The 18644-nt window shown below is 60.2% G+C and carries 19 protein-coding genes and 4 pseudogenes; 12 read left to right on the forward strand and 11 right to left on the reverse strand.

Translation table 11 applies throughout. The features are described from left to right. Nucleotides 1-46 precede the first annotated feature (46 nt). Both GFU70_RS09405 and GFU70_RS09410 read right to left on the reverse strand, forming a co-directional pair. Nucleotides 47-646, reverse strand: coding sequence for a putative adenosine monophosphate-protein transferase Fic (locus GFU70_RS09405; RefSeq protein WP_116642818.1), 600 nt, complete (start codon nucleotides 644-646; stop codon nucleotides 47-49). Then, nucleotides 646-816, reverse strand: coding sequence for a YhfG family protein (locus tag GFU70_RS09410; protein ID WP_003199786.1), 171 nt, complete (start codon nucleotides 814-816; stop codon nucleotides 646-648). Before GFU70_RS09410 ends, GFU70_RS09405 begins: the two co-directional genes overlap by 1 nt. A gap of 642 nt (nucleotides 817-1458) precedes the next feature. Between GFU70_RS09410 and GFU70_RS09415 the strand changes: the two genes are divergently transcribed. From GFU70_RS09415 to GFU70_RS09425, 3 genes are all read left to right on the forward strand, one after another. Next, complete coding sequence (locus GFU70_RS09415; protein ID WP_018610006.1) at nucleotides 1459-1734, forward strand: hypothetical protein; 276 nt, start codon at nucleotides 1459-1461, stop codon at nucleotides 1732-1734. 238 nt (nucleotides 1735-1972) lie between these two features. Beyond that, nucleotides 1973-2260 (forward strand): metal-sensing transcriptional repressor, encoded by a 288-nt coding sequence (locus GFU70_RS09420; protein ID WP_058542815.1) that lies wholly within the window; start codon nucleotides 1973-1975, stop codon nucleotides 2258-2260. A 7-nt stretch (nucleotides 2261-2267) separates the two neighbouring features. Continuing rightward, on the forward strand, nucleotides 2268-3110 hold the full coding sequence (locus tag GFU70_RS09425) for a nickel/cobalt efflux transporter (RefSeq protein WP_153387921.1): 843 nt from the start codon (nucleotides 2268-2270) through the stop codon (nucleotides 3108-3110). Nucleotides 3111-3120: 10 nt separating this feature from the next. Here the strand turns inward: GFU70_RS09425 and GFU70_RS28700 are convergent. The 5 genes and pseudogenes from GFU70_RS28700 to GFU70_RS09445 form a co-directional block, all read right to left on the reverse strand. Further along, nucleotides 3121-3258: pseudogene (locus GFU70_RS28700) on the reverse strand (LysR family transcriptional regulator); the annotation flags it as partial. A 125-nt stretch (nucleotides 3259-3383) separates the two neighbouring features. After that, nucleotides 3384-3524 (reverse strand): annotated as a pseudogene (locus GFU70_RS09430) (AraC family transcriptional regulator); the annotation flags it as partial. A gap of 103 nt (nucleotides 3525-3627) precedes the next feature. Then, nucleotides 3628-3768 (reverse strand): annotated as a pseudogene (locus GFU70_RS09435) (AraC family transcriptional regulator); the annotation flags it as partial. Between the two features lie 103 nt (nucleotides 3769-3871). After that, nucleotides 3872-4012 (reverse strand): annotated as a pseudogene (locus tag GFU70_RS09440) (AraC family transcriptional regulator); the annotation flags it as partial. Between the two features lie 103 nt (nucleotides 4013-4115). Next, on the reverse strand, nucleotides 4116-5024 hold the full coding sequence (locus tag GFU70_RS09445; protein ID WP_153387922.1) for an AraC family transcriptional regulator: 909 nt from the start codon (nucleotides 5022-5024) through the stop codon (nucleotides 4116-4118). Nucleotides 5025-5210: 186 nt separating this feature from the next. Between GFU70_RS09445 and GFU70_RS09450 the strand changes: the two genes are divergently transcribed. The 3 genes from GFU70_RS09450 (at nucleotide 5211) to GFU70_RS09460 (ending at nucleotide 7996) form a co-directional block, all read left to right on the forward strand. Next, complete coding sequence (locus tag GFU70_RS09450; protein WP_116642813.1) at nucleotides 5211-6260, forward strand: NAD(P)-dependent alcohol dehydrogenase; 1050 nt, start codon at nucleotides 5211-5213, stop codon at nucleotides 6258-6260. A 128-nt stretch (nucleotides 6261-6388) separates the two neighbouring features. Further along, nucleotides 6389-7606: an MFS transporter gene (locus tag GFU70_RS09455; RefSeq protein WP_153387923.1), complete on the forward strand. Its 1218-nt coding sequence runs from the start codon at nucleotides 6389-6391 to the stop codon at nucleotides 7604-7606. A 153-nt stretch (nucleotides 7607-7759) separates the two neighbouring features. Then, nucleotides 7760-7996 carry a hypothetical protein gene (locus tag GFU70_RS09460; RefSeq protein WP_175360461.1) on the forward strand — a complete coding sequence of 79 codons (237 nt, stop codon included), beginning with the start codon at nucleotides 7760-7762 and terminating at the stop codon, nucleotides 7994-7996. 46 nt (nucleotides 7997-8042) lie between these two features. Here GFU70_RS09460 and GFU70_RS09465 read toward each other — a convergent pair whose 3' ends face one another. The 3 genes from GFU70_RS09465 to GFU70_RS09475 form a co-directional block, all read right to left on the reverse strand. Beyond that, nucleotides 8043-8531, reverse strand: coding sequence for a hypothetical protein (locus GFU70_RS09465; protein ID WP_116642811.1), 489 nt, complete (start codon nucleotides 8529-8531; stop codon nucleotides 8043-8045). Between the two features lie 140 nt (nucleotides 8532-8671). Beyond that, nucleotides 8672-8959 (reverse strand): helix-turn-helix domain-containing protein, encoded by a 288-nt coding sequence (locus GFU70_RS09470; protein WP_058545613.1) that lies wholly within the window; start codon nucleotides 8957-8959, stop codon nucleotides 8672-8674. A 2-nt stretch (nucleotides 8960-8961) separates the two neighbouring features. Further along, the gene (locus tag GFU70_RS09475; protein WP_114731147.1) at nucleotides 8962-9276 is read right to left on the reverse strand and encodes a type II toxin-antitoxin system RelE/ParE family toxin; all 315 of its coding nucleotides are present in this window, start codon (nucleotides 9274-9276) and stop codon (nucleotides 8962-8964) included. A 131-nt stretch (nucleotides 9277-9407) separates the two neighbouring features. On the opposite strand from GFU70_RS09475, the gene arsN2 reads away from it, so the two are divergent. Then, nucleotides 9408-9839, forward strand: a complete 432-nt coding sequence (gene arsN2, locus GFU70_RS09480) for an arsenic resistance N-acetyltransferase ArsN2 (protein ID WP_153387924.1) — start codon at nucleotides 9408-9410, stop codon at nucleotides 9837-9839. Here arsN2 and chrA read toward each other — a convergent pair. After that, a complete protein-coding gene (gene chrA, locus GFU70_RS09485; RefSeq protein ID WP_153387925.1) occupies nucleotides 9836-11194 on the reverse strand; it encodes a chromate efflux transporter in 1359 nt (452 codons plus the stop codon). The genes arsN2 and chrA overlap by 4 nt on opposite strands. Nucleotides 11195-11389: 195 nt before the next feature. Between chrA and GFU70_RS09490 the strand changes: the two genes are divergently transcribed. The 5 genes from GFU70_RS09490 to GFU70_RS09510 all read left to right on the forward strand — a co-directional run bounded on the left by GFU70_RS09490 (nucleotide 11390) and on the right by GFU70_RS09510 (nucleotide 18600). Continuing rightward, nucleotides 11390-12049, forward strand: a complete 660-nt coding sequence (locus GFU70_RS09490; RefSeq protein ID WP_058545617.1) for a ribonuclease T2 family protein — start codon at nucleotides 11390-11392, stop codon at nucleotides 12047-12049. Nucleotides 12050-12438: 389 nt separating this feature from the next. Then, the gene (locus GFU70_RS09495; protein WP_058545618.1) at nucleotides 12439-14010 is read left to right on the forward strand and encodes a GGDEF domain-containing protein; all 1572 of its coding nucleotides are present in this window, start codon (nucleotides 12439-12441) and stop codon (nucleotides 14008-14010) included. 207 nt (nucleotides 14011-14217) lie between these two features. After that, entirely contained in the window at nucleotides 14218-16794 is a 2577-nt protein-coding gene (locus GFU70_RS09500) for an EAL domain-containing protein (protein ID WP_153387926.1), read from the forward strand. Between the two features lie 69 nt (nucleotides 16795-16863). Beyond that, nucleotides 16864-17658, forward strand: coding sequence for an exodeoxyribonuclease III (gene xth / locus GFU70_RS09505; RefSeq protein WP_153387927.1), 795 nt, complete (start codon nucleotides 16864-16866; stop codon nucleotides 17656-17658). 117 nt (nucleotides 17659-17775) lie between these two features. Further along, nucleotides 17776-18600 (forward strand): arylamine N-acetyltransferase family protein, encoded by an 825-nt coding sequence (locus GFU70_RS09510; protein WP_153387928.1) that lies wholly within the window; start codon nucleotides 17776-17778, stop codon nucleotides 18598-18600. Nucleotides 18601-18644 lie beyond the last annotated feature (44 nt).

Below are 18644 nucleotides of genomic sequence, written 5' to 3' on the forward strand. Positions count from 1 at the left end.
GCGAAATGAACGGTAAGACGCTGAGTGGGGGGATAACGTTGTACGGTCAAGCTTGAATCGCCTGCCCAATACACTTCTCAAAAACCTGCTCCATAGGCTCCATAACGCAGTTGTAAGCCGCGATATTGGCATAGATCCACTCGTCCTTTTCAATCCCCCACCAACTGATCTCAAACCCGGCATTCATGATGAGGTGTTCAAACAGGATGCGCTGGGCACGGCCATTGCCTTCGCGGAAGGGGTGTACGACGTTGATGTCGGAATAGGCCTCTGCCACAGCGACTATCAGCTCAACCCGCTCCATGCCCTCGAACCAGTTTGCCGCGGCCATGTTGGCGAAGATCTTATTGGCTTCTTTCTCCATGTACTCAGGTTGGCAGAAGCGGGTGGCTTGTTTGGACATTCCAACGGTACGCAGCTCTCCGGCCCATTCGAACAGGTCGGAAAAGAGAATTCGATGAATGTTTTGAAGGTAAGCCAGGCTGTAGGGAGGAGGGCTGAATTCGACGTTGTCCGCGGCGATGGCCGAGAGTTGTTGTTCGGCTTCGCTTAGGGTCGGTTCGTCTCGAATATCGAGTTTGTTGCGAAGGACGGTGGAGCCGGGATAGCAATAAGCGTCCTCGCCGACTCCATATTTGTCAGGCATCAGGTTCTGGTCTGGGTGAAGGCCTTCAAGACCTCTTCACGCGTTGGCATTTTGCGTTCGCCGTCCGCGAAGGTCGTTTTGAAACCTTCCAGACGGAGGCTGGCCGCGTAGTTGGATCTACGCGTCCTGGCGGCATAGGCCTTTTTGGTTTCAAGGCTGACATTGCCCATGGGCTGGACCTCAAATCGCGCTGGTGGGCGGATTATAGCCCATCCTGTTGGCGTGGCCTATGTTGCGGCCTGGACGAAAAGCGTTGGGCGCATTCGTTTCGAGATTTGTCCTTGTCGCCCATAGCTGCGCTGCCCAATCCATAGCCGGACACTCTCATCGGAAATTTCCCTCAAGCCGCGTCGCTCCCCGCTGACTATCCACCCAGTCACCCCGTGCGCTAAGTTTTCTCCGTCGCTGCAAATTCAGCGGCAGGGTGTGGAAGCCCTTACTCAAAGGCGCGTAGCGCCGCAAAATTTAAAGCAGACACTTTTCTTATGTCTGCTGTTAAATTACGGCGGCTGTACGCGGGGCGTCCTAGGGCGCGCCGGGTTCCTGAGTGCCGGTCTTCCACACCCGCGTACAGCTGCCACCCATCATGTGGAAGTGATGCTGGCAGATATTTCTCTTACTCAGGAAGTTAGCCAATGAAAAAGCTCACCCCCAACCCTCCGAAAACCACAGCCAATCCAAGGTGGTTTTCGTCTAGCGTCACCCAAGAATATCTCCTGCCAAATATCCGAATCTCGATCCCTGATTCGCTCCCTTTGCCTGCGGCATCCCAATCCGCCACTGGCCTTTCATCCCCGCAGGAGTAACCCCTCATGTCCCGCTACATGCCTATCACTGGTATCGAAAACAATTTCCACGCGCTCCTGATCGACACAGAAGCGCCGCTGGACGTGCTGCACGACACCGCCGCTTACCGCATCGCCGCTGTCACTCAGTTGCTGGAAAACCTCGCCATGCGTTCCGACATCAGTACGGACGCCGTGATACTTCATGATTTTGCCCAAGTGCTAGCGATCCCCCTGCGCGATGGGTGTGATTTGCTGGATGTGATTGGGCGGCGATTGCAGGCGCAGGTCTTGGCTTTGTAATGGAAGTGGGCGATCTCATAAGGTCGCCTGCCTGACTCATCATCCCTTGCAGCCAGCGATTGTGGGAGCGAGCCTGCTCGCGATAGCGGTGGGTCAGTTTGCAGGATGCTGGCCGTGCTGATGCCTTCGCGAGCAAGCCCGCTCCCACAGGTTAGTCGGCGTTTCGATGAGTTTGCTTATATCCCCCCTGGGGGGATAGGATGGCGGGGTAAATTCATCGAAACCCAAGGCTCAAACCATGACTGAGCACGACCACGAACATCCCCACCAAAGCCATGCGGCGATCATCAAGCGGCTCAAGCGCGCGGACGGTCATTTACGCAGCATTATCACGATGATCGAAGAGGGGCGTGAGTGCGTGGATATCGCCCAGCAGTTGCATGCGGTGGAGAAAGCGGTGTGCCAGGCCAAGCGGACGTTGATCCAGGATCACATCGATCACTGCCTGGAGGACACCGTTTCGTCGTTGCATAAAGGCGAGCGCGCGCCGCTGGAAGCCTTCAAACAAATCACCAAGTATCTCTAGGCCCGACATGCCCAATTTTGCTGAATTGCTGCAACAGGGTGGCACTCACGCCTGGTTGTATTTCCCCAGCGCTATCTTGCTGGGCGCCTTGCATGGCCTGGAACCGGGTCATTCGAAAACCATGATGGCGGCGTTTATCGTGGCCATTCGGGGCTCGGTCAAGCAGGCGGTGTTGCTGGGCTTGGCGGCGACGCTGTCCCACACCGCGGTGGTGTGGTTGGTCGCCATCGGCGGCATGTACCTGGGCCAGGGGTTGGACGCCGAAACCTCCGAGCCATATTTCCAGCTGGCCTCTGCCGCGCTGATCATTGCCATTGCGCTGTGGATGCTGTGGCGTACCTGGCGCGGCGAGCAGATGTTCAGGTTCGCGCAAAGTCATGAACACCATCATCACGATCACGATCATCACCACCACGAACATGACCACGGGCATCCCGAACCCAAAGGCCTGGTGCTGTCGCTGGAGGGTTATCAGGACGCCCACGAACAGGCGCATGCCAACGACATCCGCAAGCGCTTCACCCATCGGGAGGTCAGTACGGGCCAGATCATAATGTTCGGCCTGACGGGCGGCCTGATTCCTTGCCCCGCGGCCATTACCGTGCTGCTGCTGTGCCTGCAAGTCAAAGAGGTCGCGCTGGGCGGCCTGCTTGTTCTGTGCTTCAGCATCGGCCTGGCGATGACCCTGGTGACCGTGGGGGCTGCAGCGGCCATTGGTGCAAGGCAGGCGTCCAATCGCTGGCCTTGGCTGGGCACCGTTGCGCGTCGGGCACCTTACCTGTCCAGCGTGTTGATCATCGGCGTCGGTCTCTACGTGGGTTTCCACGGCTGGATCGGCTTGAGCGCGTAGCCTCCACCGATCAGTTCGCACCTTCTGGCGCAGAGGGTGCGCTGCCCAGCCGCTGCAAAGAAGCGCCTTCCAAGGTCTTCCACAGCTTACGCATCGTTGGGTTGCGATTGGCAATCGCACAGTACGAGCGAATCTCCAGGCGCGTTGAAGTGCGTTGCGTTGGCGCAAAAGGCACCGCTCTGTGGGAGCAAGGCTTGCCCGCGATGAAGCTGACGCGGTCTTCCGAAGGCCAAGGTGTCTGCATCGCGAGCAAGCTTTGCTCCCACGGATGAATCAACCAGCCTTGGCCGGCCTGCGCAATGCCGCAATGTCCCGCTTGGGCGGCACGCCAAACAAGCGGGCATATTCGCGGCTGAACTGGGAAGGGCTTTCATAACCCACCTTGAAGGCGGCACTCGCCACGTCCATGTGCTCGGCACCGCTCTGTGGGAGCAAGGCTTGCCCGCGATGAAGCTGACGCGGTCTCCCGAAGGCCAAGGTGTCTGCATCGCGAGCAAGCTTTGCTCCCACGGATGAATCAACCAGCCTTGGCCGGCCCGCGTAATGCCGCAATGTCCCGCTTGGGCGGCACGCCAAACAAGCGGGCATATTCGCGACTGAACTGGGACGGGCTTTCATAACCCACCTTGAAGGCGGCACTCGCCACATCCACGTGCTCGGCACCGCTCTGTGGGAGCAAGGCTTGCCCGCGATGAAGCTGACGCGGTCTCCCGAAGGCCAAGGTAACGGCATCGCGAGCAAGCTTTGCTCCCACGGATGAATCAACCAGCCTTGGCCGGCCCGCGCAATGCCGCAATGTCCCGCTTGGGCGGCACGCCAAACAAGCGGGCATATTCGCGGCTGAACTGGGAAGGGCTTTCATAACCCACCTTGAAGGCGGCACTCGCCACGTCCATGTGCTCGGCACCGCTCTGTGGGAGCAAGGCTTGCCCGCGATGAAGCTGACGCGGTCTCCCGAAGGCCAAGGTGTCTGCATCGCGAGCAAGCTTTGCTCCCACGGATGAATCAACCAGCCTTGGCCGGCCCGCGCAATGCCGCAATGTCCCGCTTGGGCGGCACGCCAAACAAGCGGGCATATTCGCGGCTGAACTGGGACGGGCTTTCATAACCCACCTTGAAGGCGGCACTCGCCACGTCCACGTGCTCGTTGAGCATCAAGCGTTTTGCTTCGTTCAACCGCAGCCACTTCTGGTATTGCAGCGGGCTCATCGCCGTGAGCTGGCGGAAGTGATGGTGAAACGTCGGCGCGCTCATTTGCACCCGCGCCGCGAGGTCGTCTACGCGCACGGGTTCGGTGTAGTTCAATTTCAACCAGTCGATGGCCTTGGCGATCCGGTAGCCCTGGCTATCGACCGAAACGATCTGCCGCAGTCGGGCGGCCTGGTCGCTGAGCAGCAGCCGGTAGTGAATCTCACGCTGGATCAACGGCGCCAGTATGGGGATGGCTTCGGGTTCATCCAGCAGCCCCAGCAGGCGTGCGAATGGCGCCAGCAGGTCAGGCGTCGCGGTGCCGATTCCCGCGCCGATCCCGACCGCTCGATCACGCGGCGGCGGCAGGCTGCCTTGGGCGATCAGATCGGCCACCATGCGCAAGTCGAGCCTCAGGACCAGGCCCAGGCAGGGCTGTTCGGGGCTGGCCTGCATCACCTCGGAATTGGCCGGGATGTCCAGGGAAGTCATGAGGAATCGCCCGGTGTCGTAGCCATAGGCTTCGCCACCGATCCACACCTGTTTCTCGCCTTGAGCCACCAGCACGATGCTCGGTTCGATCATGCAAATCACTGGCGGCGCCGGGGCGTCACGCCGAAAGAAGACGAGGCCGGCGATGGGCGTTTCAAAGTCGCCCGGCTGTGAGGTCCGGGCGCCGATGATGGCGGCCAGAGTCTCTTGTACGGATCTGCGTTGGGTGGCCATGTCGGTTCCGGGTGTCATCTCGGCTCAAGCGCTATAGGCAGAACATTAACTCGCCAAGCGAAGCGCTGCCTATACGCGATAGAAACACTCATAGGATCAGGCAAGCATCTCAGCGTAATGCACTACCGGCCGGCTGGGCCGAGCCCTGAAGATACAACCTCATTCAATCCAGCAAGGAGTCCTCTGATGCGTGTACAAGCCTATGGCGCTCACGCGGGCGACAAGCCCCTTGAACCCCTGCAGATCACTCGTCGCACGCCGGGCGCGCACGACGTCCAGATCGACATCGCTTTTTGTGGTATCTGCCATTCGGACCTGCACCAGGTGCGTGCCGAGTGGGCGGGTACCCAGTTCCCTTGCGTGCCGGGCCACGAAATCGTCGGCCGGGTCGCGGCGGTCGGCGCCCATGTGTCCGGCTTCAAGGCCGGCGACCTGGTGGGCGTTGGCTGCATTGTCGACAGCTGCAAGCACTGCGACGACTGCAACAGCGGCCTGGAAAACTATTGTGACGGGATGATCGGGACCTACAACTTTCCCACCCCGGATGAGCCCGGTTGGACGCTGGGTGGCTATTCGCAGAACATCGTGGTGCATGAGCGCTATGTGTTGCGCATTCGTCACCCCGAAGCCCAGCTTGCCGCCGTCGCGCCGCTGCTCTGCGCAGGCATCACCACCTATTCGCCGCTGCGCCACTGGAACGTCGGGCCGGGCAAGAAAGTCGGCGTGGTCGGCATCGGCGGCCTGGGCCACATGGGCATCAAGCTCGCCCATGCGATGGGGGCTCACGTCGTGGCATTCACCACGTCCGAGTCCAAGCGCGAGGATGCCAGGCAGTTGGGGGCCGACGAGGTCGTCGTGTCGCGCAATGCTGAAGAAATGGCCGCGCACACCAAGCGTTTCGATTTCATCTTGAACACCGTGGCGGCCCCTCACGATCTGGACGCATTGCTGGTACTGCTCAAGCGCGACGGCACGATGGCCCTGGTGGGCGCCCCGGCAACTGCGCATCCTTCGCCGAATGTCTTCAACCTGATCATGAAGCGGCGCACCCTGGGCGGGTCGATGATCGGCGGCATCCCCGAGACCCAGGAGATGCTCGATTTCTGCGCAGAACACGGCATCGTCGCCGACATCGAACTGGTCCGGGCCGAGCAGATCAACGCGTCCTACGAACGCATGCTCAAGGGCGATGTGAAGTATCGCTTCGTGATCGATAACGCGACTTTGGCCGGCTGAAGACAGACGTCAACGGCCCGCTTGCCAACTGCTCGCGAAAGCGGTCTGCCAGAGACGGTGATGTTGGATGAGCTGCCGTCATCGCGAGCAAGCTCGCTCCCACACAAGAAACACAGGATTGTCCTCCAATGACCGATAACCCCTTGCCACAAGGCCAGCCCGCCTGGGGCGCGGTGCTTGCCATGGCCCTCGCCGCATTCGTGCTCGTTGCCTCGGAGTTCATGCCAGTCAGCTTGCTGACGCCGGTAGCGGCCGATCTTCACGTCAGCGAAGGGCAGGCCGGCCAAGGCATTGCCGTCTCTGGCGCCTTTGCGCTGATCACCAGCCTGTTCATCGCATCGCTCGCCGCCCGGGTCGACCGCAAATGGCTCCTTCTGGGGCTGACATTGCTGATGATCGTTTCAGGCACCGTGGCGGCGTTTGCACCAAACTATGCGGTATTCATGCTCGGTCGCGCGTTGATCGGCGTGGCGATTGGCGGCTTCTGGTCGCTGTCGGCAGCCACCGCCATGCGGCTTGTGCCGGACGATCAGGTTCCGCAGGCACTGGCCATCGTCAATGGCGGCAATGCCTTGGCGACGGTGGTCGCTGCGCCGCTGGGCAGTTTCCTGGGGGCGATCATCGGTTGGCGTGGCGCGTTTTTCTGCATCGTGCCCGTCGCCGCCATCGCCCTGGTCTGGCTGCTGTTACGCCTGCCCTCCATGCCTTCGCAGGGGAAGCAGGGCAGCACCAATGTCTTCAAGTTGATGACCCGGGCACCGGTCGCACTCGGCATGCTGGCGGTCAGCACGTTTTTCATGGGCCAGTTCATGTTGTTCACCTACCTGCGACCGTTCCTTGAAACGGTGACGCAGGTGAACGTTTCCATGCTGTCCTTCATGTTGCTGGTGATCGGTGTGGCGGGTTTGCTGGGCACCTTCCTGATCGGCGCCTGCTTGAAAAACAACCTCTATCGGACGCTCATCGTCATCCCGCTGTTGATGGCCGCGATTGCCATTGCCCTGGTGGTGTTCGGTGGCTCGGTAACGATCACGACCGTCCTGCTCGGCCTTTGGGGCTTGGTGGCCACGGCGGCGCCCGTAGGTTGGTGGACCTGGCTTTCGCGGACGCTGCCGGAAGATGCCGAAGCCGGCGGCGGCCTGATGGTGGCGATCGTCCAACTCGCCATCGCCGCGGGCGCGACAGTGGGTGGCCTTCTGTTCGACCTGAGTGGCTATCGCGCGACCTTTGAAACCAGCGCGGCGGTGTTGGGCGTTGCCGCTGTTCTTGCGGTGCTGGCTGCTCGGTCAGCGCTCCGGGAATCTTCATCGACTACGCAAGCAACGCCCTATGGCTCGGTGGGTTGAGGCGAGCCGTGTAAGCCAAAGAAGGTTGAAAGGACGACCGTTGGGCGCTTCAGGTTGGTGGCATATTGATGGCTTGTTATGCTCTTGGTTTGTTATCCATCACGTTGGTTGATTGTGACTACCGAGCGAATTTCCCAATTAGAGCAAGCCCTTATGGCCGTTATCGCCGCCGCCGGGAAGAGGGGGATCAACAGCGATGAACTGTGTGCACACGCCGTGGGCGGGCTGATCTCCGATCCGTACTGGAGCTGGGCGGATACCCGATACGCGCAAGGTGCGGCTGACGAAATCGACAATGCCTTGCATAAACTCGTGGGCAGACCGGCGCAAGAACTGACGCCACCGGTGCCCGGGAACGATCCAACACTCGAATCAGCGCCGCAGTTCTAGTGTGTTCTCCAACGAAATGGGCGACCTCAAGGGTCGCCCATTTGCGTTAAAGCCCCAGGCCTTGCTCTACCAGCGCGAGCAAGGTGTCCTCGTCCAGCATGGCGGGTTCAGGATGCGGTTGTGCGGACAGGCGCAGTGCCTGGATATGCCAGAGCGATTCACCATGTTCGCCGAGTGTGCGCACGATGCAGTGTTCCTGCCCCTTCATATGGACTTCAATGCAGCCTTCGCCCTTGGACGAGAAACGCGCAATCGGGTCGAATGAAATGCGCTGGTGATTGCCTTCGATCACCAGTTGATCGATGGCGTAGCTGTACGTCGAACCGCTGGAATGACTTTCAAATACATGGGTGGGGTTACGCCGAATGTCCAGGCCTGCCTCGCACACGGGCGCCAACCAGGTTTCGATCTGGCGATACAGTTCGTAGACCTGGGCGGGCCAGTGCTCGATCGCCAGGTCGGCGCAGTTGTCGGTATCCGCGCGGGTTTGCTGGGTTTTCCTCAGTTTGGCCGCTAGCTCGTCTGCCTTGCTCATGTCGATTCCCTGTCGTGATGATAGGTTGAGCTTAGCTGATGGGCTGGGGTGTTCATTTGCGCTGGGTCATGGGGTGGGGGAGCAAGCGCCTTCACAACATGGAAGCGGTGCCTGAGAGGTTCTGTTCATTTCGGTAACGCTTAAACTGCCAAGGCGCTGATCACGTGTTTCGGATCATTATGAATCGCCCGCAACAGCGCTTTAGCGGGACCGGTTGGCTCGCGTCGTCCTTGCTCCCAATTGCGAAGCGTGCCCAATTGGACGTCGATCAGTGCTGCAAATTTGGCTTGGGTCAGGCCGGTAGCCTTGCGTATTTCTTTCACCTGCAGCGCATCGACGATGAACTCCCGGGACGGCTGGCGCTCGCCTCGAACGATTTCATCCATCTGTTGTACGCTTTCCATCAGCTCATCGAAAAATTTGCTCATGGTTATCTCCAGTGCTCGACAATCATTTTTAATGCTTTGCGTTGATCGACAGTCAAATCTTGCTGTTCATTTTTCGGGTATATCATCAACAGCGCGATCCGCGAAGCATGGACGAAGTGGTAGTAGATCACCCTGGCCCCACCCCGTTTGCCATGGCCTTTGGCTGCGATGCGGATCTTTCGGATCCCCCCGGTGGCTTCCATAACATCACCAGCGGAGGGGTTGCACACCAATAGTTTCTGTAGGACAGCGAAATCATCGTCATCCATCAGTTCTTTGACTCGCCGGGTAAAAATTGGAGTTTCAATAAAAATCATTGCTAATGTACGCCAGTGGCTTACTTTTGAGCAATCCTATTGAACTTCACCTTCCGATTCACCCCGTGAGTTGTAACCAAATTCGGGAATGCCCCGATGATCAGGACAGGACACAGGACCGAGCACCAACCATGCGCATGACAACACTGAGCAATAACGACCTGGGACCGTTGCGCGATGCGCTCACCCTGGCCGGTCTTCCCGTGGACGACCTGACGTATCCCGGTCGACAGTTCTTCAGCTTCAGCCACCAAGATGTTGTTGTGGCGTTTGGTGGCATCGAGGGGGAGGGGGCTGACCGGTTGCTGCGCTCACTGGTTGTTCTTGAGGGGCAGCGGGGGAAGGGCGCTGGCTCGGCGGTGCTGGCCGCTATCGAAGCGTTTGCCAAACGTGAGGGTGTAGAGCAGCTCCATCTGCTGACCGACAGCGCCGCCGTGTTTTTTACCGGCCAGGGCTATCAGGCACAGGACCGCTCGCTGGCGCCTGCTTCGATCAGTGCGACGGCCCAATTCAAAACCTTGTGCCCGGCTTCTGCGACGTACCTGAGCAAACGCCTCGTCTAGCGCAGCAGGTGCACCGCCAGCCCAGCCAGCCCGCACGCCAGCAACACCTGGATCACCCCCAGCTTGTAGCGAAACAGCGCAACGGCCGCCCCGATGGCGATGATTGCCGACGGCCAGTCCAGAGCACCGGCAAAACCGTTGGGCCAGAGTACGTGGTAACCGAAGAAGCACGCCAGGTTGAGGATCACCCCGACCACCGCCGCGGTGATCGCCGTCAGTGGCGCGGTGAATTTCAGCATGTTGTGCGTCGATTCCACCAGCGGGCCGCCGGCGAGGATGAACAGGAACGAGGGCAGGAACGTGAACCAGGTCACCAGCGTGGCCGCGACGGCCCCGGCGAGAAAGGCCTGTTCGGGACCAAACACCTGCATCACGTAGCCTCCGACGAAACCGACGAAGGCCACGACCATGATCAGCGGCCCGGGGGTGGTTTCGCCCAGGGCCAGGCCGTCGATCATCTGTGCCGGCGTCAGCCAGCCGAAGTGTCCGACGGCACCCTGGTACACGTAGGGCAAAACCGCATAGGCGCCGCCGAACGTCAACAATGCAGCCTTGGTGAAGAACCAGGCCATTTGCGTCAGCGTGCCTTCCCAGCCGAACACCGCGGTCAGCAGGCCCATTGGCAATGTCCACAACAGGACGCCGATGATCGCCAGCCGGGCGAGCCTGAAGGTGCTGAACCGGACGTGGTCCGGGGGTGGGGTGTCATCGTCGATTAATGCCGGGCCGAAGGATTGGTGCTTGCCATCATGGCCGCCCAGGCTGAATTTTTCCGGTATCCAGCGACCGCCCAGGTAACCGATGAGGGCGGCACCCAGCACGATCAGCGGAAAGGGCACGTTGAAGGCAAATATTGCGGTGAACGACGCTGCGGCGATCGCCCACAGCCAATTGTTCTTGAGTGCGCGGGAACCGATCCGGTGGGCGGCATGCACGACGATTGCCGTCACGGCCGGCTTGATGCCATAGAAAATGCCCGCCACGACCGGCACTTCGCCAAAGGCGACGTACAGCCAGGACAATGCGATGAGAATGAACAGCGAAGGCAGCACGAACAGCGCCCCGGCGATCACCCCGCCCCAGCTTCGGTGCATCAGCCAACCCAGGTACGTGGCCAGTTGCTGGGCCTCTGGCCCCGGCAGCAACATGCAGTAATTAAGCGCATGCAGGAATCGTCGCTCGGAAATCCAGCGTCGGCGCTCTACCAGCTCCTGATGCATGATCGAGATCTGCCCCGCAGGGCCGCCGAAGCTGATGAAGCCCAATTTGAGCCAGAACCAGAAAGCCACGCGCAGGCTGACGGCGACGGGTCTGGTCAGGGGCTGTTCGTCGTCGGTTGGGGTCGGTTTGCTCATGGGGGACGGGGCACGTAGAAGTCAAAGGCGATCTACGGTATGGGGCGTTACGCAATTTGGATAGCCCCCCGGCAAGGTTTGCTTGTAAAAAGGTTTGCTTGTAAAAAACAGCCCTTCAAACAGTTGAAACACAAGGTTGAAACAATCATCGCCGGATCATTGCGCTTTCGCACAATCGCCCCAAGGAGTGGGTCAATGAAACAACGTCTTGCCATTGTCGTGCTGATCGTACTGGCATTGGGTTCCATGGGCGCGGCCAATGCCCGCCAGTCCGGTGACGCACGGGCGCAATCCGTGGCCGGGGTGTTCGACTACTATTTGCTGGCGCTGTCCTGGTCACCGACGTTCTGCCTGACTCACCAGGCGGATGCGCAGTGTTCCGGCAAAGGCTACGGCTTTGTGCTCCATGGCCTCTGGCCGCAATACACCCGCGGCGGCTGGCCGCAATCCTGTGCGCCCCAGGTGCCGTTGACGGCGGCGGAGCAGAAGAAGGGGTTGGCCTTGTTTCCTACTCGCAAGTTGATGGCGCATGAGTGGTACAAACACGGCACTTGCAGCGGCTTGGGCGCCATGGGCTACCTGGAGGTTGCCGACAAAGCCTTGGGCGCGGTGAAAATTCCATCGCAGTTGCAGCCGTTCAATTCCTCGTATTATTTCCAGGCGGATGAAATTGTCCGGTTGTTTCGCCAAAGCAATCCAGGCATCGGGCCTGACGGCATTGCGGTGATTTGCAGCGGGCCGCAACTGTCGGAAGTGCGGGTGTGCATGGACAAGGATTTAGAGTTCGCCGCGTGTGGCAGGGGCGTCAGGACACAATGCCGAGCCGGGGAGATCCGGGTGCCGCCGGTACGGTGAGGGCCATAACCTGACCCGTGGCCGAGGGACCTGGCTCCCGCTCGGCTGCGCTGTAGGAGCTGTGTAGGAGTTGTGTAGGAGTTGTGTAGGAGCTGTGTAGGAGCTGTCGAGTGCAACGAGGCTGCGATCTTTCCCCAGACACTTGAATCCCAAGTGAAAGATCAGATCAGATCAAAAGATCGCAGCCTTCGGCAGCTCCTACATGGGTAATTTCATCGTTCTGATGAGGGTATTTTTGTTGGCTCCTGGGCGGGTTTTTGGATCCACTGCAGCCACCCATCGGCTCTGCTGCATAGGCAAATTGCCGCCTCACAAGCGGTAGGCTAAGCTCACGAATATTAGGGGCTTTGAGCGAATTCGCTCATGTTTTGCCCCCTTCAGGAATTCGCTTGCCTATCCCTATTTTCGATCCTTTCCATGTCCCGGGTGGTGCCTTGAAGCGCCTGCCGTTGCTCAAGGCAGCGGTGACGTTTATCGCGGCGGTGTGCCTGTGCCTGTGCGGTTTGCTTTACCTGCAACTGCAGCAGTCGCGCAGTCACGACCTGGAGTCGGCCCGCGTCGCTTCGGCGACCCTGACCCGGGCCATGGCCCAGCAGGCCCAGGACACCTTCCTCCAGGCTGATCTGGTGTTGGCCAGTCTGGCAGATTGGATCCAAATAGATGGCCTCGGCCCCGCCGTACAGCCGCGCTTGCAGCAAACCTTTGCCCGACGTGTGCAATCGCTTGAGCAATTGCATGGCCTGTTCCTGTTCGACAAGCACGGTCACTGGGTGGTGACCTCCTTTGACGACCTGCACAGGGGCGCGGGGGTGGCGGATCGGGAGTATTTTGCTTTCCATCAACAGAATGCCTCCTTGGTCGCCCATATCGGCCCGGCGATCCGCAGCCGGCAAAACGGCGAATGGATCATTCCCGTTTCCCGGCGTTTGAATGATCAGGATGGCCACTTCCAAGGCGTGTTGATGGCCGGCATCAAAATGTCGTACTTCGACCGATTCTTCAAAAGCTTCAGCCTGGATGAGCAAGGCGAGATGGCCCTGGCTTTGTCTGACGGGACACTCTTGGCCCATCGCCCCTTCGATGAGGGGCGGATCGGTCACCCCTTGGCCCAGGAAAGTATTTACAACCATGCCCTGGCCAGCGGGATGTCTGGCGATGCACTCATTCGTTCGGCCTTCGACGGTGTCGTCAGGCTGTATGGGCACCAACATCTGCAGGCTTATCCGCTGGTGGTCACTGCCGCGATGTCTGAAGATGCGATCCTGGCGGGGTGGCATGACAGGGCTTTCCAATCCAGCCTCATTGTCGGCCTGGTGGTGCTGGGCATTTGCTTGTTCGGCTGGGTATTCGTGCGCCAGGTACGTACCAGCGAACGGATCGAGGCAGACTTGCGCAAGGCTCAAGAAGCGTTGGAGCTGATTGCCACCCATGACAGCCTCACCGGGCTGGCGAACCGGCGTCTGTTCGAACGGGCCCTGGACATTGAGTTCGGCCGGGGGGCTCGTCAGCGCAGCCCCTTGAGCCTGATCATGCTCGATATCGATTGCTTCAAGCGCTACAACGACGCCTATGGGCACGTGGCAGGCGATCATTGCCTGGCGGAAGTGGCCAAGGTGCTCAAGAGCTGCTGTCATCGCAAGGCCGATCTGGCGGTGCGTTATGGCGGCGAAGAGTTTGCGGTCCTGTTGCCCGATACCAATATTTCGGGGGCCATGGCGTTGGCCGAGCAGATCCGCCGCAGCGTCATCGACAAGCACATCACCCATTCCGGTTCCCCGACCGGCTACCTCACGGTGAGCCTGGGCTGCTATGCCTTTGTGCCCAGCAGCCTGGACAGCATCGAGGTCTTCATCCAGCGGGCCGATGCGGCGCTTTACCAGGCCAAGCACAGCGGCCGCAACCGTGTGGCGGTGTTATCGACGGAAAGTGGGCTCGATACGCTGGCGCGCTCGGATCGTTGAAGATCGGTTGGAATCATCGGCAACGTGTCACGGTCCATTGTTCAGACACTGCGCTGGCGGCATACACGAGGTGCGTAGGTTCTTTCGCAAAAAGCCGTGGGCTCGCCAACCGATCAGGTAGCGGGTGCTAAGGTTGGGAACACGACTGGCTCTGGATCTCACCGTTCTCGACACCGAAGCCAGCGTTGACAGGATAGGAGCAGGTCAATGGATTCCACTGCCGATAGCCCTTCGAACACTGCGCGTCACACACCGATTACCCGTCGCCTGGTCGTGGCGCTCGGGGCGATGTTTGTCCTGGGCGTCCTGGTGGCGGTTGCCGCATTGTTCAATATTGCGCAAAAGCTGGACGCCGAGGATGTGCGCAAGACGCATTTCTATATCGAGCGCGCCCTCGAGAATCGCATCACCGCCTCAAAAAACTACATCGCCAGTTACGCCTATTGGACCACGGCCTACGACCACCTCAACGGCGAGGTCGACGTGCAATGGGCCTACGCCGAACAGAACATGGGCAAGACCCTGTTCACCAATGATGAATACGAGGGTGTGTTTGTCATTGATCGGCAACGCACCAAATATGCCGTGGTGCGCGGGCGCAATGTCCAGGATGAAGCTGCGGTTTATATGAATGCGCCGCTGACGGACCTGGTGGACCAGCTCCAGGCGCAGCCTGACCTGACAAAGTCGACGATCCGCTACACGTTGTTCGAGGGCTGGCCGGCCATCGTCACGGCTTCGGTGATTCTGCCCAACGACGAACGGCCCCAGGTCGAGTCCAAAGGCACCTCGGTCCTGCTGTTCGTCGACCAACTGACGCCCGTCAAGCTGCGCAAGCTGGGCAAGAGTTATGGCCTCACCGACTTGAATCTCAAGAAAGACACCGCGCTTGAGCCCGGCCAGCCGGCGGTGCCGCTGGACAGTACTGGCTTTAGTCTGGTGTCGCGCCTGGAGCGACCGGGCCAGCAATTGCTCTGGTCCCTGGTGCCGCCGTTGGGTGGTGCATTGCTGATTCTGGCACTGCTGACTGCCTACTTTTTTCGCTATGCATTGCGCACGGCACGGCATGTGGACGCCAGTTACGACAGCCTGGAACAGTCGGCGCATGCCCTCGAGGCCAGCGAAGAGCGCTTCCGGGCCGTGGCCGAGGCGGCCTCCGACTGGATATGGGAAATCGACGGCCAGCAACGCATCACTTATCTGTCGGGGCGTTTCAATACGGTCACCGGTTTTTCCGACCAGCAATGGCTGGGGCAGGACATCGAGCAACTGCTGTATTGCGACACCACGCCGATTGCCCGCTGGCTGGGCAAGTTGACGGAGGAACAGAACAACAGCAACTTGCGCTGTTCCTACCGCGATTACTCCGGGCAATTGCGCTTCTGCCGTGTATCGGCACGCCCGATCTACAACAAGACCGAGGTGGTGGGCTATCGCGGCACCGCCAGCGACATCACCGATGAAGTGGCGGCCCATGCCCAGGTCCAGCATCTGTCGATGCACGATGCGCTGACCGGCCTGCCGAACCGTAACAAGTTGGCGCGGCACCTGGATGATGCGCTGGTGGCCAAGGAGCATTCCGCGCCGCTGACCTTGCTGATGGTCGACCTGGACAACTTCAAGCCGATCAACGACTCCCTCGGCCACCCGGCCGGCGACGCGGTGCTGCTGGAAGTGGCCCAGCGACTGCGCGACTGCACCCGTGAGCAAGACCTGGTGGCGCGCCTGGGGGGAGACGAGTTCGTGTTGGTGCTCAACGGGATGGAGCACACCACTGAGATCGATCGATTCTGTGAGCGGCTGATCGACAGCCTGCAGCAGCCGATCCTCTACGAAACCCATTCGTTGCACATCGGCGCCAGCATTGGTATCGCTGTCAGCCGTCGCCAGGGTTATGTGCCCGGAGAACTGATCCGCTGCGCTGACATTGCCTTGTACCAGGCCAAGTCCGAGGGCAAGAAAACCTGGTGCTATTTCGCCTCGCAGATGAACGATCAGATCCAGCACCGGCGCCAACTGGAAAGCGACCTGCGCCAGGCTGTGAAGAAAAACGAATTCGTCCTGCATTTCCAGCCGCGCTACACCGTCGATGGTCGGGAGATCGTGGCGGTCGAGGCGTTGGTTCGCTGGCAGCATCCGACCCAAGGCTTGTTGAGCCCCGACGCCTTCATCCCATTGGCCGAGCAAACCGACCTGATTGTCCCGCTTTCGCGATGGGTATTGCGCGAGGCCTGCGAAACCGCACTGACCTGGCCGGGACAATTGATGGTCTCGGTGAATCTGTCACCGGCGCAGTTCGAGCGCAGCGATGTCGTGGAGGATGTGCGACAGGTGTTGGTCGAAACCCGTTTCCCGGCGAGTCGCCTGGAACTGGAGATCACTGAAAACGTGATGCTCAATGACGTTGATGGCGCTCTGCAGGTCATGAATGCCCTCAAGGAGCTGGGCGTGCGCTTGAACATGGACGATTTCGGTACCGGTTATTCGTCCCTCGGTTATCTGCGCACCTATCCATTCGATGGCATCAAGATCGACAAGCGCTTCATTGCTTCGATGAGCAACAGCAGCAACGACCGCGCCGTGGTACAAGCGATCATCAACCTGGGCAAGGCCATGGGGCTGACTGTGACTGCCGAGGGCGTGGAGACCCTGGCCCAGCTCGGTTCATTGGGCTCGGACCAATGCCACGAAGTGCAGGGTTATTTCCTCAGCCGGCCGATCGACAAGCAAGCCTTTGCGCGCTTGTTGGAGAAAGGCCAGCCCTTGTCGAAAACGGGTTCCTGAAAACCTGTTGCAACCACCCAGCCCGTTTGTCGGTCTCAACTGTGACTTGGCCTTTCGAGTTCTGGCGCTATGAAAAACCTTCGGATCGCGACCTTCAACATCAATGGCATCCGGGCCCGGCTGCCCAACCTGCTGGATTGGTTGGAGCGGGAAAAGCCCGACATTGCCTGCTTGCAGGAGCTCAAGGCCGTGGACAAGGATTTCCCGGCGGCGGAGCTGGAGTCGGTGGGGTATGGGGCGATCTGGCATGGACAGGCGTCCTGGAACGGTGTCGCGATCCTGGCCCGTGACGCGCAGCCGCTGGAGAGCCGCCGAGGCCTGCCCGGCGGGGAGGATGACAGTCACAGTCGCTATCTGGAGGCGGCGGTGCATGGCGTGCTGGTGGGCTGCCTGTACCTGCCCAACGGCAACCCCCAACCGGGGCCGAAGTTCGACTACAAGCTGGCGTGGTTCGAACGGCTCATTGAATACGCCCAAGGGTTGCAGGCCAGTGATCATCCCGTGGTGCTGGCCGGTGACTACAATGTGGTGCCCACCGACATGGACATCTACAACCCGCGCTCCTGGCTCAAGGATGCGCTGTTACAGCCCGAAAGCCGCGCGTGCTATCAGCGGCTGCTGGACCAGGGCTGGACCGATTCGTTGCGCCACCTGTATCCGGACGAGCGGATCTACACCTTCTGGGATTACTTTCGCCAGCACTGGCAGAAAAACTCCGGGCTGCGCATCGATCACCTGCTGCTCAACCCGGTGGCCAGCGCCTACCTGAGCGAGGCCGGTGTGGACGCCTGGGTCCGGAACCAACCCCACCCCAGCGACCATGCGCCTACGTGGATCCGGCTGGCGTCACGCAAGCGGCGGTGACCAGGCGAGGCATCTCGGTCGATTGTTGTCTCTGTGAGGGGAATGCCTTATATCTGGCGGCCAATAGCCGTGCGCTTGTCGTGAGCGCAGCGCCGACCCTGGAAAAGGACACCCCTCATGAGTCATCCCCAACTGAGCGACACGGCCCGCTATCTGCGGCGCCTGGGTTTCGACGCCCCCCCAGCGCCGACCCTCGACACGTTGCGTCAACTGCAGCAGCGCCATACCGCCGAATTCCCTTTTGAAACCCTGTCGACGTTGCTGCGTCAACCCGTGCCCATCGATCTTGAATCGGTCGAACGAAAAATTTTCGAACAAGGGCGCGGCGGCTATTGCTATGAACTCAACCAATTGTTCCTGGCGTTGTTGCAGGCGCTGGGTTTCGACGCTCGCGGCATCACCGGGCGCGTGGTGATGAACGCGCCCGAAGGCACCTGGGCTGCCCGAACCCATCGGTTGAGCCTGGTGACGTTCGACGGTGTGCGCTACATCACCGACGTCGGCTTTGGTGGCATGGTGCCCACTGCGCCGTTGCTGCTGGACAGCCGTGAAGCACAAGTCACGCCCCATGAGCCGTACCGCATCGATACCCATGCGGACGGTTACCTGTTGCGCGCCAACGTCGCCGACGAATGGCGGCCGATGTACTTGTTCGATCTGCAACGCCAGGAAGACATCGACTACACCCTCGGTAATTGGTACGTCAGCAGCCACCCGGAGTCCCCGTTCATGGGGCGGTTGATGGTCGCCCGCACCGGCGATGGGCTGCGCAAGACCCTGAACGGCAACAGCTATGCGGTGCACCGGATGGGGCAGGAAAGCGAGCGCCGGTTGATCACCGACACCGATGAGTTGATCGACTTGCTGGAACAAGAATTTGGCTTGCGCGTACCGCCGCGCGAGCTGTTGCAGCTGGCGATCGTGGGGTTGCTCCAGGCATAGAAAACAGTTGGCCGGGGGATCCTGTTCCTGCGAATGGCAACAAG

It is taken from the genome of Pseudomonas brassicacearum (genome assembly GCF_009601685.2).
Classification (GTDB): domain Bacteria; phylum Pseudomonadota; class Gammaproteobacteria; order Pseudomonadales; family Pseudomonadaceae; genus Aquipseudomonas; species Aquipseudomonas kilonensis_B.